Raw genomic sequence first — 17721 nt, forward strand, 5'->3', positions numbered from 1 at the left:
TCGCCGGGCGGTAAACGGGCCGGGGCTGTGGCGCCGGAAGGGGCCCGCCGCCGCAACCGGCGGCTGACACCTCGGCCCGACCAGACGGCGCGCGTGTCAGACGGTCGGCGCGGTGGTGTCGAGGACGGCCTCGATGTCGACGACGACGTCGACCGTGTCACTGACGACGACGCCGCCCCGATCGACCACGTCGTTCCAGCTGACGCCGAAATCGTGTCGGTTGATGCGGGCTCTGGCGACGAAGCCGGCGCGGCGGCGGGTGCCGAGGTTTCGGCCGTCCTCCCACCACGGGGTGTCCCACTGGCCGAGGCAGGTCACGTCGAAGGTCACCGGACGGGTGGTACCGCGGATGGTGAGATCCCCAGTCACCTCGTACTCGGTCGCGCTCACCTGGTGGATGCGCGATCCGGTGAACGTCCAGGTCGGATGGTGCTCGACGTCGAAGAAGTCGGCGCTGCGCAGGTGGGCGTCGCGCTCGGGCTGGCCGGTGTACACCTGGGTGGCGTCGATCGTCGCTTCGACGGTGGCCTGCTCCGGGGCGTCCGGATCCACTTCCAGGAACCCGTGCACGTTCTTGAACTGGCCGCGCACGTAGGTGATCATCATGTGCCTGGCGCTGAACTCCGCCGCGGTGTGACCGGGCTCGAAGGACCATCTCGCCGTCGCCATGGCAGCTCCTCGACGCGTTCGTCCCCTTCCGCAAGGGTAGGACGGCCGCCCTCCGGCGGCTCGCGGAGCCTGGTCAGGGTGCCGTGTCGCGGTACGGGTCGGCCGGGGAGGGGATGCGGGCCAGGGTCGCGGCCTCGATCGTGGGGGTGGCGTCGGCGGGGTTCCAGGTGCCGGTGACCGTGACCCAGGTGTTGGCGGGTGGGGCGGTGGGGCCGAGGACGGTGACGGCGACGACGCGGGCGTCGGCGGCGCAGCAGCTGACGATGATGCGGCTGATCTGCCAGGTCCCGTTCCTGCCGGGGGCGACGAAGCCTTCCACCTCGACGGTGCGGCCTTTGAGGGACTGGTGGGTGTCCCAGACGGCGCGGGCGTCGAAGTCGGACAGGCGCAGGCGCAGCGTGCCGGTGGGCGGAAGCGGGTCGAAGGTGACCGGGCGGGCGATCTGGCCGGAGCCGTCGCGGGCGACGGTGAAGGCGCCGAGGGAGGGCGGGGCGAAGCTGAGCAGGAGCAGCGCCGGGGGCGCGAGGAGCCAGGCCAGGCGGCCTGGGCCCGCGTGGCCGCGCGCCTCCTCGTCGTGGGCTTCGCCGGGCTGGTCGCGGACGGCGGAGAGGATGCCGAGGAGGACCAGCAGCACACCGGCGGCGACGAGTTCGGGGCGCAGGCTCTGCTTGACGTAGCGCTGGAACAGGTCGCTGGCGAGGGTGATGCGCAGTAGGGCTGCGCCGGACAGCAGCAGGAGCAGGGCGGTGCGGTGGCGATTCAGCGCGTTCAGTGTCCTCACAGCAGCCACGCCCCGACGGCCGAGGCGACCAGGACGGCGACGAGGAACGTCGCGGCGCAGAAGCGGACAGCGAAGGCGCGTCCGAAGGTGCCGGTCTGCAAGGAGATCAGTTTCAGGTCGACCATGGGGCCGACGACCATGAAGGCCAGTTTCGCCGTGGCGGGGAAGGCGGCGAGGGAGGCGGCGACGAAGGCGTCCGCCTCCGAGCAGATGGACAGGATCACTGCGAGGGTGCCGAGCAGGGGGACGGCGAGCCAGGTGGAGCCGGTGAAGGTCTGCAGCCAGGTGGGTGGGACGACGATGTTGAAGGTGGCGGCGGCCGTCGCGCCGAGGACGAGGAAGCCGCCTGCGTGCAGGAAGTCGTGCTGGAGGCCGCGGCGGAAGACGTCCAGGCGGGTGTGGCCGCCGTGACGGTGGGCGTCGGCGCTTCTGTTCAGGCGCAGCCACTCGGGCTTGCCGAGCCGCAGCCACAGCCAGCCCATGGAGACTGAGGTCGCCAGCGAGGCGAGGAATCGGGCCCCGACCATCTCGGGGCGTCCGGGGAAGGCGATCGAGGTGGCCACCAGCACGACCGGGTTGATCGCGGGCGCGGAGAGCAGGAACGCCAGCGCGGCAGCGGGCGGGACGCCACGGCGCATCAGGCTGCCCGCGACCGGAACGGAGGCGCATTCGCAGCCGGGCAGCACCGCGCCGGCCATGCCGGCGACCGGCACGGCCAGCGCCACGCGCTTGGGCAGGACCCGGCTGAGTGCCGCGTCGGAGACGAAGGCGCTGATGGCCGCGGAGACAACGGTGCCGAGCAGCAGAAACGGCAGGCCCTGGATGACGACCGCGACCAGGACGGTCTGCCATGCCTGGAAGGCCGGCGCGATGAGGTAGTCGAACAGCTCGGGCGCGGCGACCAGCAGACCGCCGAAGATGATCAGTGCGACGACGCTGCCGAGCGCGAGTTTGATCAGCAGGGCGGCGAGCCGCCAGGTCCACACCGCCCACGCGCGCGGCGGGACAGCCTCAGCCTCGACGGGGGGAGCGCCGCTCGTCGCATCGATCACGCGCTGCCACCGTGGTCCGAAGGGCCCCCGCCGACCGCGCCCGGTGCGCGGTTGCCGGGGAGCCTATCGCGCCGGTGCTTCTCGGCGGCAACGCCTCGGTTCGGGCAGTCGGACGGTGACGCGAGTCAGGTGTGCTCGTCGCCGTGTTCGACGAACGCGCGGAGTGTGATCGCGACGACCCGCGTGCCGGTCCCCTCGATGTCGTACGCCAGGCCTGTTTCCAGGTCAGTTGCGGGTGCCATGAGACACCTCCTTGGAGAGGTCCACTACTCAACGTGACGCTGTCTGCGATGTCGTCACTCCCTCGGGTGGCGGGCGGCGGGCGTGGGGCTTGCGCGCGCCGTCAGCCGCGACCGCGACCAGTTCCCGGCGGCTGCGGACACCCAGCCGGTCGAAGACGGCCGTGAGGTGCTCCTGCACGGTGTTGGTCGAGATGAACAACTGAGCTGTGATCTCGCGGGTCGAGAAGCCGCGCAGGACGAGGGCGGCGACTCGGGTCTGCGCCTCGGTCAGGCCCAGAGCACTGAGCAAGAGCGAGGACCGCAGCTGCGCTGGGGCCGGCTCCACGATGACGGCAGTCTGGGGCTGGGGCGGTCCGGAGAGTCGAGCGGCGTGCAGAGTGCACCACCGGCCGTAGCGGTCACGGACCCGGACCACCGCCGGTGGCACGTCGCCCGCCGCCCCGTCGTCGAGCCGGGCCAACCGCGCGGCCACCGCGTAGACAGCGAAGGGGAGTTGGGCTCGGTGCGGAAAGTCTGACGGATCCATCCGGTCGAGCCATTCCCGGGCCTCCGGACTGGTCGACATGACCTCCAGCGCGTCGTCGAGCACGATGACGCCGGGCGCCTGTGCCGGGAGCGGCCCTGCGGTCGCGCCGTCGGTGAGCCCGAGCGCGATCGTGCGCCGCAGTCCCTCGGCAAGATGCGGGGCGATGGTGCGCAGCACCGCCAGGTCCCGGTCCTCGAAGCCGGTGTCCGACTGCTCCCGATGCAGGCAGAGCACACCCCAGCAGGACCCGCCCACGGAGAGCGCCGCCCGCAGCTCGTCGCCGAGCCCCAGCGGCGCCATGATCTCCTGGTAACGGGCGCTGGCGGCGAGGTCCCCGCGCGTCGCCCGGCCGAGGGTCGCCACGGGATCGTCCGACGTGGCCAGGGCCGCGAACTTGTTGACGTCCGGCCGGCCGAACTCGTTGTCCAGGAAGCGGGCGGTCTCGGCGCCCAGCGGCTCCTCCGCGACGGCAGAAGTGAACAGCAGGGATGCGGGATCGACCGTCGCGAAGAACGAGGCGTCGGCCGGGACCAGTCGCCGCAGCCGCCGCACCACCTCCTCGCGCAGCCGGACCAGATCCAACCCGGCGTAGCAGCGGCCGACGAGCTCGGCCGTGCGGCGTTCCACCAGTGATGCCGCCATGGGAACGACGCTACTCCTGCGCCACGCGCACGACCCCGAGCTGCCGCAGCAGCCCGAGCTCGTCGACACGACCCCAGCGCTCGACGATCAGCCCGTCGCGCAGCCGGAAGATGTTGATCCCGGGCAGGGTGAGCGCCCGGCCGGTGGGCGCCACGCCGAGCAGGTCGCCGCGGTGCGTGCCGGTGCCGGTGAAGTGCTCGACGACCAGGTCGCCCTCCCCGACGAGCAGGTCCGGCTCGCTGTGCCAGTCGGGGCAGGCGGCCCGGAACAGTGCCCCGGCCCGGCGCATGCCCTCGCGGTCGGCGCTTCCGCCGAAGGGTGGGTCGTGATTGACGAAGTCCTCGGCGAGGAAGTCGTCGACAGCCCCCAGGTCGCCCTTGGTGAAGAGGGCGTCGATGAACGCGGTGATGGTGCTCTTGTTTCGCTCGATGGTGTCCATACCGGCAGTCTTCGACGGCGACGGCTTTCTCGGTACCCCAGAACTCTGGGGTTCTCCCGTCGACGGGTGTGCTTGTGCGGGGAGCCTCCGCGAAAACCCGTTGGCGGCCCACGGCGACCACTGTTACCCTTCCGGAGGCCGTGCGAGAGAACGAGGAGGTGGTACCCGTGAACGCAGTATCGACATGGGTGCTCCCCTCCGGGGTCACGGTCGGGCGATAGGTCGTCCGGGAGCGCCGTTCTGTGCACTCCCGAAAGGCACGACCATGGACTTCACTTCTGAGCAGCGTCTCGACGACGGCGTCCTCGAGCGCGAATTCACCCTCGGCGAGATCCCCGGCATCCTGTGGACGCCTGAAACCGCATCCGCGTCCGCACCGGTGCCGCTGATCCTGCTCGGCCACCCACCGCTCGGACTGCGCAAGATGTACCCCCGGCTGGCGGGGCGGGCCCAGCAGGCCGCGGCGGATGGCTTCGCCGCGGCCACCATTGAGCTTCCCGGGAGCGGTGACCGGCCCCGTTGGGCCGCCGCCGAGCAGGCCCGCGCCGACCTGCGCCGGGCTATGGAGGCCGGCGAGCCGGTCGGCGACGAGATCATCGACGCCCTCATCCTCCCGCTCGTCGAAAAGTCGGTCCCGGAATGGCAGGCCGCTCTGGACGTCCTCCTGTCGCTGCCCGAGATCGGGGGCCCGGTCGGGTACTCGGGGGGAGTGATCTCCATCGGCATCCGGTTGGCGGTGGTCGAACCGCGCATCGTGGCCGCCGGTTTCTTCGCCGGGAGTTTCGTGCCCACCACCATGTTCGAGGAGGCCCGCCGGGTCACCATTCCGCTGCACGTCCTGCTGCAGTGGGATGACGAAGGGAACGACCGGCAGGCGGCCCTGGACCTGTTTGACGCCTTCGGTTCCAAGGAGAAGACGCTGCACGCCAACATGGGCGGGCACACGGGCGTCCCGCAGTTCGCGGGGGAGGAGGCAGCCGGGTTCTTCGCTCGGCATTTGCGCTAGCCGCGAGTCGGCCCCGCCGCCAGGCCAGTAGACGGTAGGCCGTGTCGGCCGGCACGCCGCTCATCGAGGACGGGCCCCGGCCCTCCTCGATGAGCGGCGCCGGACAGAAGCACAACTGCCCCGAGCGCGGCGGCGCTCCAGGTCCGTTCAGGCGTGCCAGAAGGTGCCGTGGCTGGCCACGACGGTCACCGCGAGCACGGCCAGATCGGCGATGCCCAGGGTGAGGCCGAGCCCGGCCCGGAACGGCCGACGTGTGCCGCGGACCAGCGCGAGTACGGCCAGCATGATCGCGCACGGTCCGAGCACCAGGTTGAACAGCAGGAGGCCGGGCAGCGCGAGGATGAACGAGGCGACGGCCATCTGATCGGCGTCGAAGGTGCGTTGGCGTTCGGCGAGGGTGTCCACGGGACGACTCCGAAGGTGATCGATGCTGCGGCGGTCAGTGCTGCTTCAGTCGGGAGAGTCCTTCGCGGACGCCGAAGGCGAGCAGCCACGCGAGGATCGCGGCGGCACCGGCGACGAAGACGGACATGCTGATGTGGAGCGCTGCGCCCAGCAGCAGGCTGGCAGCGGCGAGGACGAGCAGGAGGCTCATCGCGAGACTCTTCTCTGGCGGAGAGTGCAGACGGCGTGAACTTTCGGCGAACAGTTGTGGTGACGACTGTTCGCTGACTTCTGCAGTCTACGACGAGTGGCGATATTGAGCAAACAGTTGTTTACTCAATGCCGTGAGTCACACGACGGGAGTCCGGCAGGCCCAGAAACAGCAGTCCCGCCGCGCCTTGATGGACGCGGCCCTGCAACTGCTCGAGCATCAGAGCTTCTCCAGCCTTGGCGTTCGGGAGGTCACCCGCGAAGCGGGCATGTCGCCGGCCGGCTTCTACCGGCACTTCCGCGACCTTGCCGACCTGGGCGTCGCACTGGTCGAGGAGGCCCTCGGCAGCCTGCACGCGATGGTCCTCGCCGCCTTCGCCGGGCTGGGCGAGCCCGAGGAGGTGATCGACCACGCCGTCCAGGTGATCGCCGACCACGTCCGCGAACACCGGGCGCACGTCCGCTTCATCGCACGCGAGCGCTTCGGAGGGGTGCGACAGGTCCGCGAGGCGATCGCCGCCGAGCTGGAGCGGTTCACCGACGAGGTGGCGTGCGCGCTGGCCGCGCAGCCGGTCTCGGCGGGCTGGAACCCGGCGGATGTCCGCATGGTCGCCGAGCTGTACGTCGACCACATGGTCCTGACGGCGGTGGCCCTGCTGGAGGCCGAGGCCGACGCCGAAGCGGAGGGCCGGATCGCCTCGACCGCCCGCCGCCAGTTGCGTCTGATCAGCCTCGGCCGACGACACTGGGCGGCGGGCTGAGGCCTGCCCCCGAGGGCACCCTGCAGTGCGTCGAGGTGGGCGGAATGTGGCACAACGCACAGTGGTGTCCTGGCAGGTGCCGGTCATACAGTGGGCCCGCTCTCCAGTGCCCGGCGCGGGGGAGGACACCGCGACGGCACAGCGGGCCGAACGCCACCAACACCGGCGCACAGTGGTACTTCTGGCCCGGCGGCCCCGGCCAGGTCGTCATGACCGTCGCCGTCGACCGCACCCCGAAGGTGGCCTGGGCCAACTGCACCGGCGAGCTTGTGCCCCCGCTCGCCCCGGCCTCGTACTCCGGCGATCAGGTCGAGGGATACATCGGCGATGTGCTCAACGGCTACGCCCTCCTCCTCGCCCTCAAGCCCTACGGAGCCGACCCCTCCGGCATCGCCGCCTACTTCACCTCCCCGGGTGCCTACCGCACGGCCGCCGCGCACACCGGTGCCCAGCCGCTGGAGTGCGCCGCGACGGCAGCCGGCAGCATCAATCCCGACACCGCCACCGCGTCCGGCAACACGGTTGTGGTCGCCCTCACCTCGGCGCCCACGACCCATGGACTCACTCCCGGCGAGAAGCCACTCGGGCATCCCAAGGTCACCGTCGACCTCTCCACCATGAAGATCGCCTCGATCACCTGCGGCTGACGATCGGCACAACCGGACCGGCTCCCAGAACGGCGAGCAGGGCGAGCTTGTCGTGGCTGTCGCTGCCGGGGGTGGCGGTGAAGATCAGCAGGGAGTGGGTCCGGTCCGGGTCGAGCAGGATCTGGCAGTAGAGGTCGAGGCGGCCGACTTCGGGGTGGATGAACCGCTTTCTTTCCGTGAACTGCACTCCGACCTGATGGTCGTTCCAGATCTCGGCGAACTCCTGACTCAGGCCCGTGAGGCTGCGGGCCAGCTCCGCGGCCGGTGAGTGCGGACCCTGTTGCGTCGCGAGCCCGCGGAGCAGGGCGACGTGGACGCGGCTGTGATGCGCGTGGTCCTCGGCCGGGTACAGGCGGCGGGCGGCGGGGTCGGTGAACCAGCGGTGGACCGCGCTGCGCGCGGCTCCGGTGTACTGCGTCTCGTCGCCCAGCAGCGCGATGGCCAGGCGGGTCTGGACGAGAGTCTCGCCCAGCGCGCCCATGATCTGCGCGGGGGTGTCGTCGAGCCGGTCCAGCACCCGCATGAGACCGGGGCTGACGTGCTGGGCGCGTAGCTCACGCCGCGGGGCGCCGTGACCGGCGAGGCGGAAGAGGTGGTCGCGTTCGTCCAGGGAGAGTCGCAGGCCGCGAGCGAGGGCGGCGGTCATCTGTTCGGAGGGCTGCGGGCCTGAACCGCGTTCGAGGCGGGCGAAGTAGTCCGCCGACATGCCCGACAGCTCGGCCACGTCCTCACGGCGCAGGCCGGCGGTGCGCCGACGGGAGCGAGCGGGCAGGCCGACGTCCTCGGGTTGCAGTGCTTCACGCCGAGTGCGCAGGAAGTGCCCCAAGGCGTCGCTGTCCATGTCCGCTCCTCCCGTTCCTGACGCGAACCGGTCGTCGCCGCCGCTGGGTCCACTATCGGCCGGTCGTAGTCCGGTATCCACTGTCCGGCATTCAGCGGCTCGGCGGATCCTTGTTGCTCCCTCCGGCGCGGCGTCTACTCGTGTCCGCCGCCACGGCGGCGGACGACGGGCCCTGGACCGCGCGGCCCGCGTCGCTCACGGATCAAGGAGCGCACCATGGCGAAGTGGACGGCGGCCGACCTGCCGGACATGTCGGGTCGCACGGTGATCGTCACCGGTGCGTCGAGCGGGATCGGGCTGGTCACCGCACGGGAGTTGGCGCGCGTCGGAGCCCGGGTCGTGCTCGCGGTGCGCGATGTCGCCAAGGGCGAAGCGGTGCTGGCGGGGATCGCGGGCCGCGCCGAGGTGCGGCGGCTGGACGTGTCGAGCCTGGGCTCGGTGCGCGCCTTCGCGCGTGACTGGACCGGTGATGTGGACGTGCTGGTCAACAACGCGGGCGTCATGGCCGTCCCGCTGAGCCAGACGGCCGACGGGCTGGAGCTGCAGACCGCGACCAACTATCTCGGGCCGTTCGCGTTGACGAACCTGCTGCTGCCGCGGATCACCGACCGGGTCGTCCACGTCGCCTCCCAGTTGCATCGCGTCGGACACGTCTGGCCGGACGACCTGAACTGGGAACAGCGACCGTACAAGCCGATGGACGCCTACAGCGACTCCAAACTCGACCTGATCCTCTTCTCGTTGGAGCTGCAGCGGCGATTGACCGATTCCGGCAGCGCGGTGCGCTCGATCGTCGCGCACCCCGGGATCGCCACGACGAACCTGGCGAGCCATTCCGTCTCCCGTCGGATCAACACCTTCCGATTCCTCCTGAACGACCCCGACCGCGGCGCGCTGCCGACGCTGTTCGCCGTGACCCAGAACCTGCCGGGCAACTCCTATGTCGGCCCGGACGGTCCGGGCGGGATCAGGGGCTACCCGAAGATCGGCAAGTCCTCCCGTGCCGCACGTGACAGCGAGAGTGCGGGCAAGCTGTGGGACGCCGCTGCGAGGCTCACGGGGGTGGCGGTTTGACCTGCACCGAGGCCGCGAGATGGACCTCGCTGCGCGACACGGAGTCGGCCGGAAAGCGCGTGGCGACGCGCGCGGCGCTGTCGGTGGCGCGGCGTGTGGTGGTCGCCACGCCGATCGTCGCGATCACCAGTCCGCCCGAGGCGAGGATCCACCAGCCGGGATGGCTGGCAGCGGCGAATCCGGCACGTCCTGGGGCCCGGGTGTGCGCGGTGACGATCGAGCCCAGGACGGCGACGCCGAGGTTGTTGCCCACCTGGCGGCCGGTGGCGGTGATCGCGCCGGAGACCCCGGCCTGGGTGCGCGGCATGCCGGCCACGGCGGTGCTGGTGATCGGGGCGTTGACGAGGCCGAATCCCATGCCCAGCAGTACGTAGGCGGTGAGCAGGACCGCCCACGGAGTGGTCGCGTTGAGTGTGGTCAGCGTCAGCGCCGCGGCCGCGATCAACAGGCCGGCGGCGACCAACGGTGGGCGCGGGCCGCGCGCGGCGGTCAGGCGTCCGGACAACGGTGAGGCGAGCGCGGTGCCGGCCGCCAGCGGCACCGTCAGCAGGCCGGCGTGGAGCGCGCTGTAGCCGCGCACGTCCTGCAGATACAGGGTGTTGAGGAACAGGAAGCCGGACAGCACGAGGAACGCCGTGACGGCGGCGACGAAGGAGCCGGTGAACGGGACCGAGCGAAAGAACACCGGGTCGACCAACGGCTGCTCGCGGCGCCTTTCGTAGGCGGGCAGCGCTGCGGTCGCGGCTGCGCACAGGACGAGCAGGGCGACGATGGGGGCGCTGCCGTAACCCCGGCGGGAGCCCTCGATGATCGCGAAGATCAGCGAGGTCAGGATCGTGACGACGAGCACCTGCCCGACCGGGTCCGGGCGCCGCGCTGTCGCGGACCTGGAGTCGGGCACGAACACGGCGGCGAGCACGAGGGCGGCCACGCCTACAGGGATGTTGATCCAGAAGATCGAGCGCCAGCCGACCGAGGCGACCAGCAGGCCGCCGACCACCGGGCCGGCAGCCAGGGACAGGCCCACGGTGGTGCCCCACAGCCCGATCGCGCGGGCACGCTCGCGTGGATCAGGAAAGGCGTGGGTGATGATCGACAGGGCGACCGGGTTGAGCATGCTGGCGCCGAGGCCCTGGGCGACACGGAAGGCGATCAGCCAGCCCAGGCTCGGGGCCAGGGAGCAGCCCAGCGAGCCGACGGTGAACAGGGCCAGTCCGGCCTGGAACACCCGACGCCGCCCGATCCTGTCGGCGGTGGATCCGGCGAGCAGCATGAAGGCGGCGACCGCCAGTGTGTAGCCGTCGACGGTCCACTGCAGCCCGCTCACCGAAGCGTGCAGATCGCGCCCGACGGCAGGCAGGGCGACGTTCACGGCGGTGGTGTCCACAGCGGTGATCAGCAGGCTCAGGCAGCAAACCGCCAGAACCGGCCCCGACCGCCGGCGGCTGCCTTCGGCCAGGGGTCTCGTGGTGAGGAAGTTCTCGCTGTCGCCGGTCATGGACTACAGCTCCACTCTGATGCCGGGTTCGACGATGCGGACGCTGGTGCCGGGCGCGAGATCGCGTGAGGCGTGCTGGTAGCGCAGCGGATCCTTGTCGCTGCGGGTGATCAGCCGGTCGCCCAGGAAGCCCTTGGTGAACGCGTAGTGGTGCGGGACGGCCAGTTCGGGCCTGAGGATCGCGGTCAGTTCGGCGGCCTCATCGGCGTTCATGACGACCTGCATGTCGTTCGCGGGCCGGATGTGCAGGCCGTTGGTCGGCAGCAGGGCGAGCGAGATGTGACCGAGCCGCTCGGGGATCTCGGTGAGTTCGGGGATGAGCATGGTGTCCCCGGCGAAGTACACCGCCTCGGAGCCGGCGCGCAGGACGAAGGTGACCTCGTAGACGCCGTGCTTGGCCGGGGTCGCGGTGATGGTGACGCCGCCGACCTCGGCCTCCTGCCAGGGCGCGAGGGCCGTGACGTTCGTGAAGCCGTGCTTGCGTGCCGTGTCGACGACGGTTTCGGCGACGAACAGTGGGACGTCACGGTCCCGGTAGGCGGCGAAGGCGTCCAGGTCGCAGTGGTCGTAGTGCTCGTGGGTGATGAGAACGCCGTCGAGCCGGGGCAGGTCGGGGATGCCGACGGCGATGGGCTCGCCCTGGTAGTAGCCGGGCCTGGTGCTGAACCAGGGGTCTGTCAGGAAGGTGCGACCACCGATCTCTATCAGGTGGCAGCTGTGGGTGATGCGGGTGACCGCTGTCTTGGGCATCGTTGGATCTCCTTGGCTGGCCGGGATTGGCGGGTGGTCGCGGCTCAGCGCGCGAAGGCGGCGAAGTCCGTGTCCGCGCTGTCCCAGATCGCCTGCGCGACCTGGCCGGGGGTTTCCAGCTGCGGGTTGTGGCCGGTGTCGGTCAGCAACTGGAACCGGGCCATGGGGATCGCGACGGCGTAAGCGCGGCCGTAGTCGGCGTCCACGATCCGATCGCTGTCGCCCCACAGCACCAGGGTCGGGATCTCCAGGGACCCGAGACGCTGAAGGAGGGTGGAATCCGTCATGGTGCCGCCCGCGTAGACGGCGATCGCGGCCCGGTTGCCTGCCGCGACGGCCTGCACCGCCGGGGGCAGCGTCGCGGCGTTGAAGCGGAACGGGTCGGGGTTGTGGAAGCTGAGCTCGAAGACCTGATCCATGGTCAGGGAGAAGAAGTCGGCGACGGGGTGGCCGGGGACCTCGATCCCGACGGCGTCGATCAGGACGATGCCGCTGACCCGCGGCGACTTCAGCAGCGCGATCTCGGCGGTGATCCAGCCCCCGATCGAGTTGCCGATGACGGTGACGTCGGCCAGCCCCAGCTGGTCCAGCAGCGCCTGGTAGAGCGCGGCCAGGCCGGCGACGGAGTTCAGCGCGTCGGGCCGGACCGTGCCGCCGAAGCCCGGATGAGTCGGGACCAGCACGCGCACGTCGTGGCCGGCGGCGAACTTCTCGGCGAACCCGGTCACCGACTGCGGGCCGGCGCCGCCGTGCAGGAGCAGGAACGGCTGCCCGGACCCGTACTCGGCGAGGGAGATCTCGACTGGGCCGATGCCGTCGAGGGGGATGGTGTACTGCGTGGTGGCGCTCACGGCTTTCTCCTTGCTGTCGGGGAGTCAGGCGAAGTCGGTGGCGGGTTCGGTGGCGTAACGGCTCATCGCCTCGATCGTGGACTCGGGGGTGAGCGGTCGGCCGGCGGCGATCATGTCGCGCAGGTCCCGGAAGTAGTTGACGTACAGGTCCGGGGTGAAGGTGTTGAGCAGGACCGTGGTGCCGTCGGTCGGGTTGGCGAAGGTGTGAGGGGCGCCCGGTGGGATCATCACGAGCGTTCCGGCGGGCGCGTCGTACGCGGTCTCGCCGACGGTGAACCGGGCCGCGCCGGACACGACGTAGAAGCCCTCGTCGTGCCGGGCGTGACGGTGCTGCGGCGGACCGTCGGTGTGCGGGGCGAGGGTGATCTCCCCGATGCCCAGGCGGTGCCCGGTCGTGCTGCCGTCCTCCAGGATCCGCATCAGGGTCGGGCCGAGCTGGATCGACTCACCGGCATTCGGGCCCACCACCGAGACGTCTGTCATCTGAACCTCCGAAGAAGAGAGAAAGCTATCGCTGTGAGAGTTGGCTCTCATGAACGAATGTATGCCACTCGACCGCTTCGTGCAAGCAAACTCTCATCATGCGAGTCTGGCTACTCGTCTCAGCCGGCCATCCTGTAGAGGTCGGTCTGGCCGTCCGAGGCGGTGAGTCCGCCGTCCACGGGGATGTGCACGCCGTTGAGGTAGCCGGCGTCGGGGCCGGCGAGGAACGCGATGACGGCGGCGACTTCGGCCGACTCGGCCGGCCTGCCCATGGGCACGCGGTCCACGAAGCGCTCGTACAGCGGTGTCCCCTCGGCGAGCACGTCGCGCAAGAGCTGCCTGCTGAGCGTCACGCCGGGGTGGACGGCGTTGACCCGGATCTCCCGGCCGTGGTCCAGGGCCATCGAGTTGGTCAGGTTGACCAGCGCGCCCTTGGTCATGTTGTAAGCGGCCTGGTTCCATTCACCGCGCAACCCGGCCACGGAGCCGACGTTGACGATGCATCCGCGGACTGCCCGCAGGTGGGGCAGCGCGGCCCGGGAGGCGAAGAAGGTGCCGTCGATGTTGGTGCGCACCATGGTCCGGTAGCTGTCCAGGTCGATTCGCTCGGCCGTGCCGGGAATCGCCACCCCGGCGTTGTTCACCAACACGTCGAGGCGCCCGAACCGTTCGGCCACGCCGTCCATGGTCGCGGTGACCACGGCGAGGTCCGACACGTCCGCCACCCATGCGTGCAGCTCCGCGCCCTCCGGGCCCTCCTTCGCGGTCTGTCGGAGGGTCACTTCGGTGCGGCCCACGAGCACCACGGTGTACCCGTCGGCGGCGAATCGGTGCGCGGTCGCGGCTCCGATGCCGGTACCGGCGCCGGTGACGACGGCCACGGGGGAGGAGTTCTGCCGGCTCACGAGAGTCTCCTTCTGCGTATCTGCCGAGCTGTATCGGGGGCTTGTCCCTGCCTTGGAAGCCTAGGAAGATCGGCGCAGCGCAGGCTTGGACCACAGCGCCAACCGGACAGAACATCAGCGCCAGGCGAAGCGGACGGTGATGAACAGGTCAGGAGTCCCCGAGAGCCCCGCAGCCGCAGGCGCCGGTGCGGCGCCGGGAGCGTTCGACGCCTTCCGCAGCGGTTGGGAGACGGAGATCGGCGACGGCTTCCCGCTGCCGACCTTCAGTCCGGCCACGACCCGCGACTTCCGGGTGAGGAGCCGTGCCACCACCGTGGGCGACGTGGCACTCACCGATCTCCACGGCGCGTCGGCCATCCGGACCGAGGGGCCCCTCGACGGCGTCGAGGACCAGGTGCGGATGTACGTCGTCACCCGGGGCTCCTGGGCCCTGGGCGCGCCACTCGCGCGAAGTGAACAGACCGTACCGGCCGGGCAGTTCCTGCTCCGCCACATCGGGCGGCCGCTGCACTTCGAGACGGTTCCGGACACGAAGGCGAAGGTCCTCGTGCTGCCTGCCGCGATGCTCAAACCCCTGCTCGGGGGCCGGCAGAGCGTCAGCGGGCCGGCCGACGCCGCCGAAGTGCGACTGCTCGTGGCCCACTCGAACATGATCTACGAGACGGTCGCCGACCTGGGACCCGCGGGAGTACAGGCCGCCCACAGCACACTCATCGAACTGGCCAAGGCAGTGGCGAGGCGCCGGTTCGACGACGCGGAACCCCGGCTGGCCCCCGCACTCGCACAGGCGGCGAAGGATCTGGCGGACCGCCACCTGGCCGACCCCGAGCTCTCGGGGACGATGCTGGCCCGCGAACTCAACGTCTCCATCCGCAACCTGCAGCGGGCCTTCGCCGCCGCCGGGGAGTCGGTGAACGCGTACGTCCGGCAGCGGCGACTGGAGGAGGCCCGCCTCGCCCTCACCGCCCCCTCGGGTCGGCTCAGCGTCTCCGAACTCGCCGCCCACTGGCAGTTCGCCGACAGCAGCCACTTCATCCGAGCCTTCAAGAAGCACTACGGCCGGACGCCCACCGAGTACGCCCGCTCGACCACGGCGGCCGGGAACTGACCGTCCGGGCGGGGCTGCTGATCACAGGCGGCCGGCGGGCGGCGTCGGGCCAGGGGTGGTCCGCGCCGCCCGGACGTGCTGCCCGGGGTTCTGGTCAGAGGGTCTCGATCCAGTTCGACTCGCGGCCGGGCGGGGGCTTGGGGCCGAAGTGCAGGTCGACCGAGCCGTTCGCCCGCTCGATGCCCTTTGTGCAACAGGCGGACCCACGCCGTGCGATTCGGGCCCCGAGAATCCTGTCGTCGCGATTGGGCTAGCCCAATCGCGACGGTCCCGTCACCGAGCCATGTGCCGCCCCTCACGCAGAAGGACGCCCCGCCATGAGCCCATTCACGAGCCGATCCACCCCGCCGCCGCGCACCTCCCGAGCACCCCAGCCACCGCCCGCGTCCAGGCGCGCCCGAACGGCGCGGCTCGCCGCGGCCGGTACCGCCGCCGCGCTGCTGGCGGCCTTCGGGCCCGCCGTCGCCGGGCCCGCGCAGCTCGCCGCCGCCGCCACGCAGAGCGCGAACCTGCTGCTCAACGGCGGCGCCGAGACCTCGCAGTGCAGCCCCGGCGGCTGGGAGGAGACGACCCTGCCCGGGTGGCAGATCACCTCCGGCGACCCGGTGATCAACTGCTACGGCGTGCCGACGGGCGCCGCGACCACCACGCCCGGCTCGCCGACGAAGGGCGGCGCCTACTTCCAGGGCGGTTCGCGCGGCTCCTCCGAGATGACCCAGGTCACCGACGTCTCCTCGGCGGCGAGCGCGATCGACTCCGGCGCGGTGCACGCCACCGTCTCCGGCTGGCTCGGCGGCGTCGGCAGCTACAACGACGCGGCCGCGGTGACCGTCACCTACCGCAGCGCGTCCGGCGCCTCGCTCGGCACCGCGTCCATCGCTCCGGTGCTGGCGGCGGCGCGCGGCAACACCACCCAGTTCCTGCAACGCAGCACGACCTCCGCCGTGCCCGCCGGCACCCGGTCGATCCTCACCGCGGTCGACTTCACCATGACCGGAACGCAGAACGACGGCATGGCCGACGACCTGTCGCTGACACTCGACACGCCCGTCACCGCCGCCGCGCTGACCGTTCCGACGTCCACCGTGCCCGGGTACGACCACGTCTTCGTCGTGATGATGGAGAACAACAATTACTCCGCCTCCTCGAACACCGTCGACGGCGGCGCCGGCATCATCGGGAACTCCAGCGCGCCCTACATCAACAACACCCTGCTGCCGATGGGCTCCTTGCTGACCAACTACCACGCCGGGACGCACAACTCGGACCCGAACTACGAGCAGATCGCCTTCGGCAACTCCTACGGCCGCAGCGCCATGGCGGTCGGCGGCGGCAACGCCAACTGCATCACCAGCACCGCCTGCACCGCGACCAACAACGGCCTCTCGGACAACCTGGACGCGGTCGGCAAGACCTGGAAGCAGTACGTCCAGTCGCAGACCAGCAACTGCCAGACCACCAGCAGCGGCAACTACTCCAGCGACGACGTGCCCTTCTACTACGCCGCGAAGATGAAGAACGACAACGCCTACTGCCAGGCGCACTGGCAGCCGCTGCCGCAACTGCTCAACACCGACCTCGCTTCCACGTCCACGACGCCCGCCTTCGTCTGGGCCGACGCGGACTCCTGCGACGACATGGAGGGTTGCGGCATCGCGGCCGGCGACACCTGGCTCCGCCAGACCCTGCCGACGCTGTTCCACTCGCCCGCGTGGACCCAGCAGAAGTCGCTGCTGCTCCTCACCTGGGACGAGGACGGCGCCAACTCTCCCGGTGGCTTCGGCCCCGGGCAGACGAACCAGGTCGCCACCCTCGCGATCGGCTCGCAGGGCACCGTGAAGGCCGGCTACCAGGACGCCGCCCGATACGACCACTACAGCACCGCCCGCGTCATCGACAGCGCGCTCGGGCTGCCCGCGATGACCAACAACGACCGGTGGGCAACCCCGTACAACGAGGTGTTCACCTCGGCGCAGACCGGCGGGAACACCGTCACCGTCACCGATCCGGGTGCGCAGACCGCGACCACCGGCGCGGCCGTCTCGCTCCAGCTCGCCGCGACCGACTCCGCGTCCGGCCAGGCCCTGACCTGGACGGCGAGCGGCCTGCCTGACGGACTGTCCGTCAGCAGCGCGGGGCTCGTCTCCGGCACGCCGACCACCGCCGGCACCTTCACCGCGACCGCCACCGCCACGGACACCAGCGGGGCTTCCGGTTCGGCGTCCTTCGTCTGGACTGTCGGCAGCCCGGCCGGCAGCGCCTGGTCGGTCCCGATCGCCAACCCCGGCGCGGAGACCGGCAGTTGCGGCTCGGGAGGCGGCGGCTACCCGGCCCAGGGCTGGACCGCGACGAGCAACCAGCCCCAGCAGGTCTGTTACGGCGCGTCGGGGGGCTACCCGACCGCCGCCCAGGGTCCGCAGGCCCCGGCGACGCCCGGCAACGCCTTCTTCGACGGCGGCCCCTACGCCTCCGCGCAGATGACGCAGACGGTCGACGTCCAGAGCCAGGCCACGCAGATCGCCACCGGCACGCTGCCCTACACGCTCTCCGGCTGGATCGGCGGCTACAGCTCCCAGGGTGACAACGCCGGCGTCGTCGCGACCTTCCTCGACGCGTCCGGTGCCTCGCTCGGCACCGCCGCCCTCGCCCCCGTCACCGCCGCGCAGCGGAACAACCAGACCGGGCTGCTGCTCGAACATGCCACCGGCACGGTGCCGACGGGCACGGCGTCCGTGACGTTCACGGTCAACTTCACCCGCCAGGCCGGCACGGACGACGACGGCTACGTCGACGACCTCGCGATGACCTTCGGCAGCTGACAGAGCCGACAGAGCCGACACAGCAGGCCCGGC

Annotated in this window: 19 protein-coding genes; 6 read left to right on the forward strand and 13 right to left on the reverse strand. The window is 70.9% G+C overall.

The genetic code is table 11. The annotated features are described in order from the left end of the window. Positions 1-96: 96 nt before the first annotated feature. From ABIA32_RS05035 to ABIA32_RS05055, 5 genes are all read right to left on the reverse strand, one after another. Entirely contained in the window at positions 97-669 is a 573-nt protein-coding gene (locus ABIA32_RS05035) for a YceI family protein (protein WP_370092593.1), read from the reverse strand. Positions 670-742: 73 nt separating this feature from the next. Continuing rightward, positions 743-1450, reverse strand: a complete 708-nt coding sequence (locus tag ABIA32_RS05040) for a TIGR03943 family protein (protein WP_370092594.1) — start codon at positions 1448-1450, stop codon at positions 743-745. Then, entirely contained in the window at positions 1447-2502 is a 1056-nt protein-coding gene (locus tag ABIA32_RS05045; protein ID WP_370092595.1) for a permease, read from the reverse strand. The genes ABIA32_RS05040 and ABIA32_RS05045 overlap by 4 nt, the downstream gene beginning before the upstream one ends. 270 nt (positions 2503-2772) lie before the next feature. Beyond that, complete coding sequence (locus tag ABIA32_RS05050) at positions 2773-3912, reverse strand: LuxR C-terminal-related transcriptional regulator (protein ID WP_370092596.1); 1140 nt, start codon at positions 3910-3912, stop codon at positions 2773-2775. Between the two features lie 10 nt (positions 3913-3922). Continuing rightward, positions 3923-4351 (reverse strand): ester cyclase, encoded by a 429-nt coding sequence (locus ABIA32_RS05055; RefSeq protein WP_370092597.1) that lies wholly within the window; start codon positions 4349-4351, stop codon positions 3923-3925. 265 nt (positions 4352-4616) lie between these two features. On the opposite strand from ABIA32_RS05055, the gene ABIA32_RS05060 reads away from it, so the two are divergent. After that, positions 4617-5357 (forward strand): alpha/beta hydrolase, encoded by a 741-nt coding sequence (locus tag ABIA32_RS05060; RefSeq protein WP_370092598.1) that lies wholly within the window; start codon positions 4617-4619, stop codon positions 5355-5357. A gap of 147 nt (positions 5358-5504) precedes the next feature. Here the strand turns inward: ABIA32_RS05060 and ABIA32_RS05065 are convergent, their stop codons facing one another. Together ABIA32_RS05065 and ABIA32_RS05070 are read right to left on the reverse strand one after the other, a co-directional pair. Further along, positions 5505-5762 (reverse strand): DUF4190 domain-containing protein, encoded by a 258-nt coding sequence (locus ABIA32_RS05065; protein WP_370092599.1) that lies wholly within the window; start codon positions 5760-5762, stop codon positions 5505-5507. Between the two features lie 34 nt (positions 5763-5796). Further along, entirely contained in the window at positions 5797-5952 is a 156-nt protein-coding gene (locus ABIA32_RS05070; protein ID WP_370092600.1) for a hypothetical protein, read from the reverse strand. A gap of 133 nt (positions 5953-6085) precedes the next feature. Between ABIA32_RS05070 and ABIA32_RS05075 the strand changes: the two genes are divergently transcribed. After that, complete coding sequence (locus ABIA32_RS05075) at positions 6086-6712, forward strand: TetR family transcriptional regulator (protein ID WP_370092601.1); 627 nt, start codon at positions 6086-6088, stop codon at positions 6710-6712. Positions 6713-6921: 209 nt separating this feature from the next. Next, entirely contained in the window at positions 6922-7359 is a 438-nt protein-coding gene (locus tag ABIA32_RS05080; protein WP_370092602.1) for a hypothetical protein, read from the forward strand. On the opposite strand, the gene ABIA32_RS05085 is transcribed toward ABIA32_RS05080, so the two are convergent. Next, positions 7346-8200, reverse strand: a complete 855-nt coding sequence (locus ABIA32_RS05085) for a helix-turn-helix transcriptional regulator (protein WP_370092603.1) — start codon at positions 8198-8200, stop codon at positions 7346-7348. The two genes, ABIA32_RS05080 and ABIA32_RS05085, sit on opposite strands and share 14 nt — an antisense overlap. A gap of 216 nt (positions 8201-8416) precedes the next feature. Here ABIA32_RS05085 and ABIA32_RS05090 point away from each other — a divergent pair, with 216 nt between their 5' ends. After that, the gene (locus tag ABIA32_RS05090) at positions 8417-9274 is read left to right on the forward strand and encodes an oxidoreductase (protein ID WP_370092604.1); all 858 of its coding nucleotides are present in this window, start codon (positions 8417-8419) and stop codon (positions 9272-9274) included. Here the strand turns inward: ABIA32_RS05090 and ABIA32_RS05095 are convergent. The 5 genes from ABIA32_RS05095 to ABIA32_RS05115 form a co-directional block, all read right to left on the reverse strand. Further along, entirely contained in the window at positions 9255-10772 is a 1518-nt protein-coding gene (locus tag ABIA32_RS05095) for an MFS transporter (RefSeq protein WP_370092605.1), read from the reverse strand. The two genes, ABIA32_RS05090 and ABIA32_RS05095, sit on opposite strands and share 20 nt — an antisense overlap. 3 nt (positions 10773-10775) lie before the next feature. Beyond that, positions 10776-11522, reverse strand: a complete 747-nt coding sequence (locus ABIA32_RS05100; protein WP_370092606.1) for an MBL fold metallo-hydrolase — start codon at positions 11520-11522, stop codon at positions 10776-10778. Positions 11523-11566: 44 nt separating this feature from the next. Further along, a complete protein-coding gene (locus ABIA32_RS05105) occupies positions 11567-12373 on the reverse strand; it encodes an alpha/beta fold hydrolase (protein WP_370092607.1) in 807 nt (268 codons plus the stop codon). Between the two features lie 24 nt (positions 12374-12397). Next, positions 12398-12856 carry a cupin domain-containing protein gene (locus ABIA32_RS05110; RefSeq protein ID WP_370092608.1) on the reverse strand — a complete coding sequence of 153 codons (459 nt, stop codon included), beginning with the start codon at positions 12854-12856 and terminating at the stop codon, positions 12398-12400. Positions 12857-12975: 119 nt separating this feature from the next. Next, positions 12976-13761: an SDR family NAD(P)-dependent oxidoreductase gene (locus ABIA32_RS05115; protein ID WP_370092609.1), complete on the reverse strand. Its 786-nt coding sequence runs from the start codon at positions 13759-13761 to the stop codon at positions 12976-12978. A 139-nt stretch (positions 13762-13900) separates the two neighbouring features. On the opposite strand from ABIA32_RS05115, the gene ABIA32_RS05120 reads away from it, so the two are divergent. Together ABIA32_RS05120 and ABIA32_RS05125 are read left to right on the forward strand one after the other, a co-directional pair. Next, on the forward strand, positions 13901-14869 hold the full coding sequence (locus ABIA32_RS05120) for a helix-turn-helix domain-containing protein (RefSeq protein ID WP_370092610.1): 969 nt from the start codon (positions 13901-13903) through the stop codon (positions 14867-14869). Positions 14870-15186: 317 nt separating this feature from the next. Then, positions 15187-17688 carry an alkaline phosphatase family protein gene (locus tag ABIA32_RS05125; RefSeq protein WP_370092611.1) on the forward strand — a complete coding sequence of 834 codons (2502 nt, stop codon included), beginning with the start codon at positions 15187-15189 and terminating at the stop codon, positions 17686-17688. Positions 17689-17721: the final 33 nt, after the last annotated feature.

Source organism: Streptacidiphilus sp. MAP12-20 (genome assembly GCF_041262525.1).
Lineage (GTDB): Bacteria > Actinomycetota > Actinomycetes > Streptomycetales > Streptomycetaceae > Streptacidiphilus.

Coding starts and splice junctions, on each gene's coding strand:
- ABIA32_RS05035 (WP_370092593.1), bottom strand. CDS start 669: ATGGCGACGGCGAGATGGTCCTTCGAGCCCGGTCACACCGCGGCGGAG.
- ABIA32_RS05050 (WP_370092596.1), bottom strand. CDS start 3,912: ATGGCGGCATCACTGGTGGAACGCCGCACGGCCGAGCTCGTCGGCCGC.
- ABIA32_RS05055 (WP_370092597.1), bottom strand. CDS start 4,351: ATGGACACCATCGAGCGAAACAAGAGCACCATCACCGCGTTCATCGAC.
- ABIA32_RS05060 (WP_370092598.1), top strand. CDS start 4,617: ATGGACTTCACTTCTGAGCAGCGTCTCGACGACGGCGTCCTCGAGCGC.
- ABIA32_RS05070 (WP_370092600.1), bottom strand. CDS start 5,952: ATGAGCCTCCTGCTCGTCCTCGCCGCTGCCAGCCTGCTGCTGGGCGCA.
- ABIA32_RS05080 (WP_370092602.1), top strand. CDS start 6,922: ATGACCGTCGCCGTCGACCGCACCCCGAAGGTGGCCTGGGCCAACTGC.
- ABIA32_RS05085 (WP_370092603.1), bottom strand. CDS start 8,200: ATGGACAGCGACGCCTTGGGGCACTTCCTGCGCACTCGGCGTGAAGCA.
- ABIA32_RS05090 (WP_370092604.1), top strand. CDS start 8,417: ATGGCGAAGTGGACGGCGGCCGACCTGCCGGACATGTCGGGTCGCACG.
- ABIA32_RS05095 (WP_370092605.1), bottom strand. CDS start 10,772: ATGACCGGCGACAGCGAGAACTTCCTCACCACGAGACCCCTGGCCGAA.
- ABIA32_RS05100 (WP_370092606.1), bottom strand. CDS start 11,522: ATGCCCAAGACAGCGGTCACCCGCATCACCCACAGCTGCCACCTGATA.
- ABIA32_RS05110 (WP_370092608.1), bottom strand. CDS start 12,856: ATGACAGACGTCTCGGTGGTGGGCCCGAATGCCGGTGAGTCGATCCAG.
- ABIA32_RS05120 (WP_370092610.1), top strand. CDS start 13,901: ATGAACAGGTCAGGAGTCCCCGAGAGCCCCGCAGCCGCAGGCGCCGGT.
- ABIA32_RS05125 (WP_370092611.1), top strand. CDS start 15,187: ATGAGCCCATTCACGAGCCGATCCACCCCGCCGCCGCGCACCTCCCGA.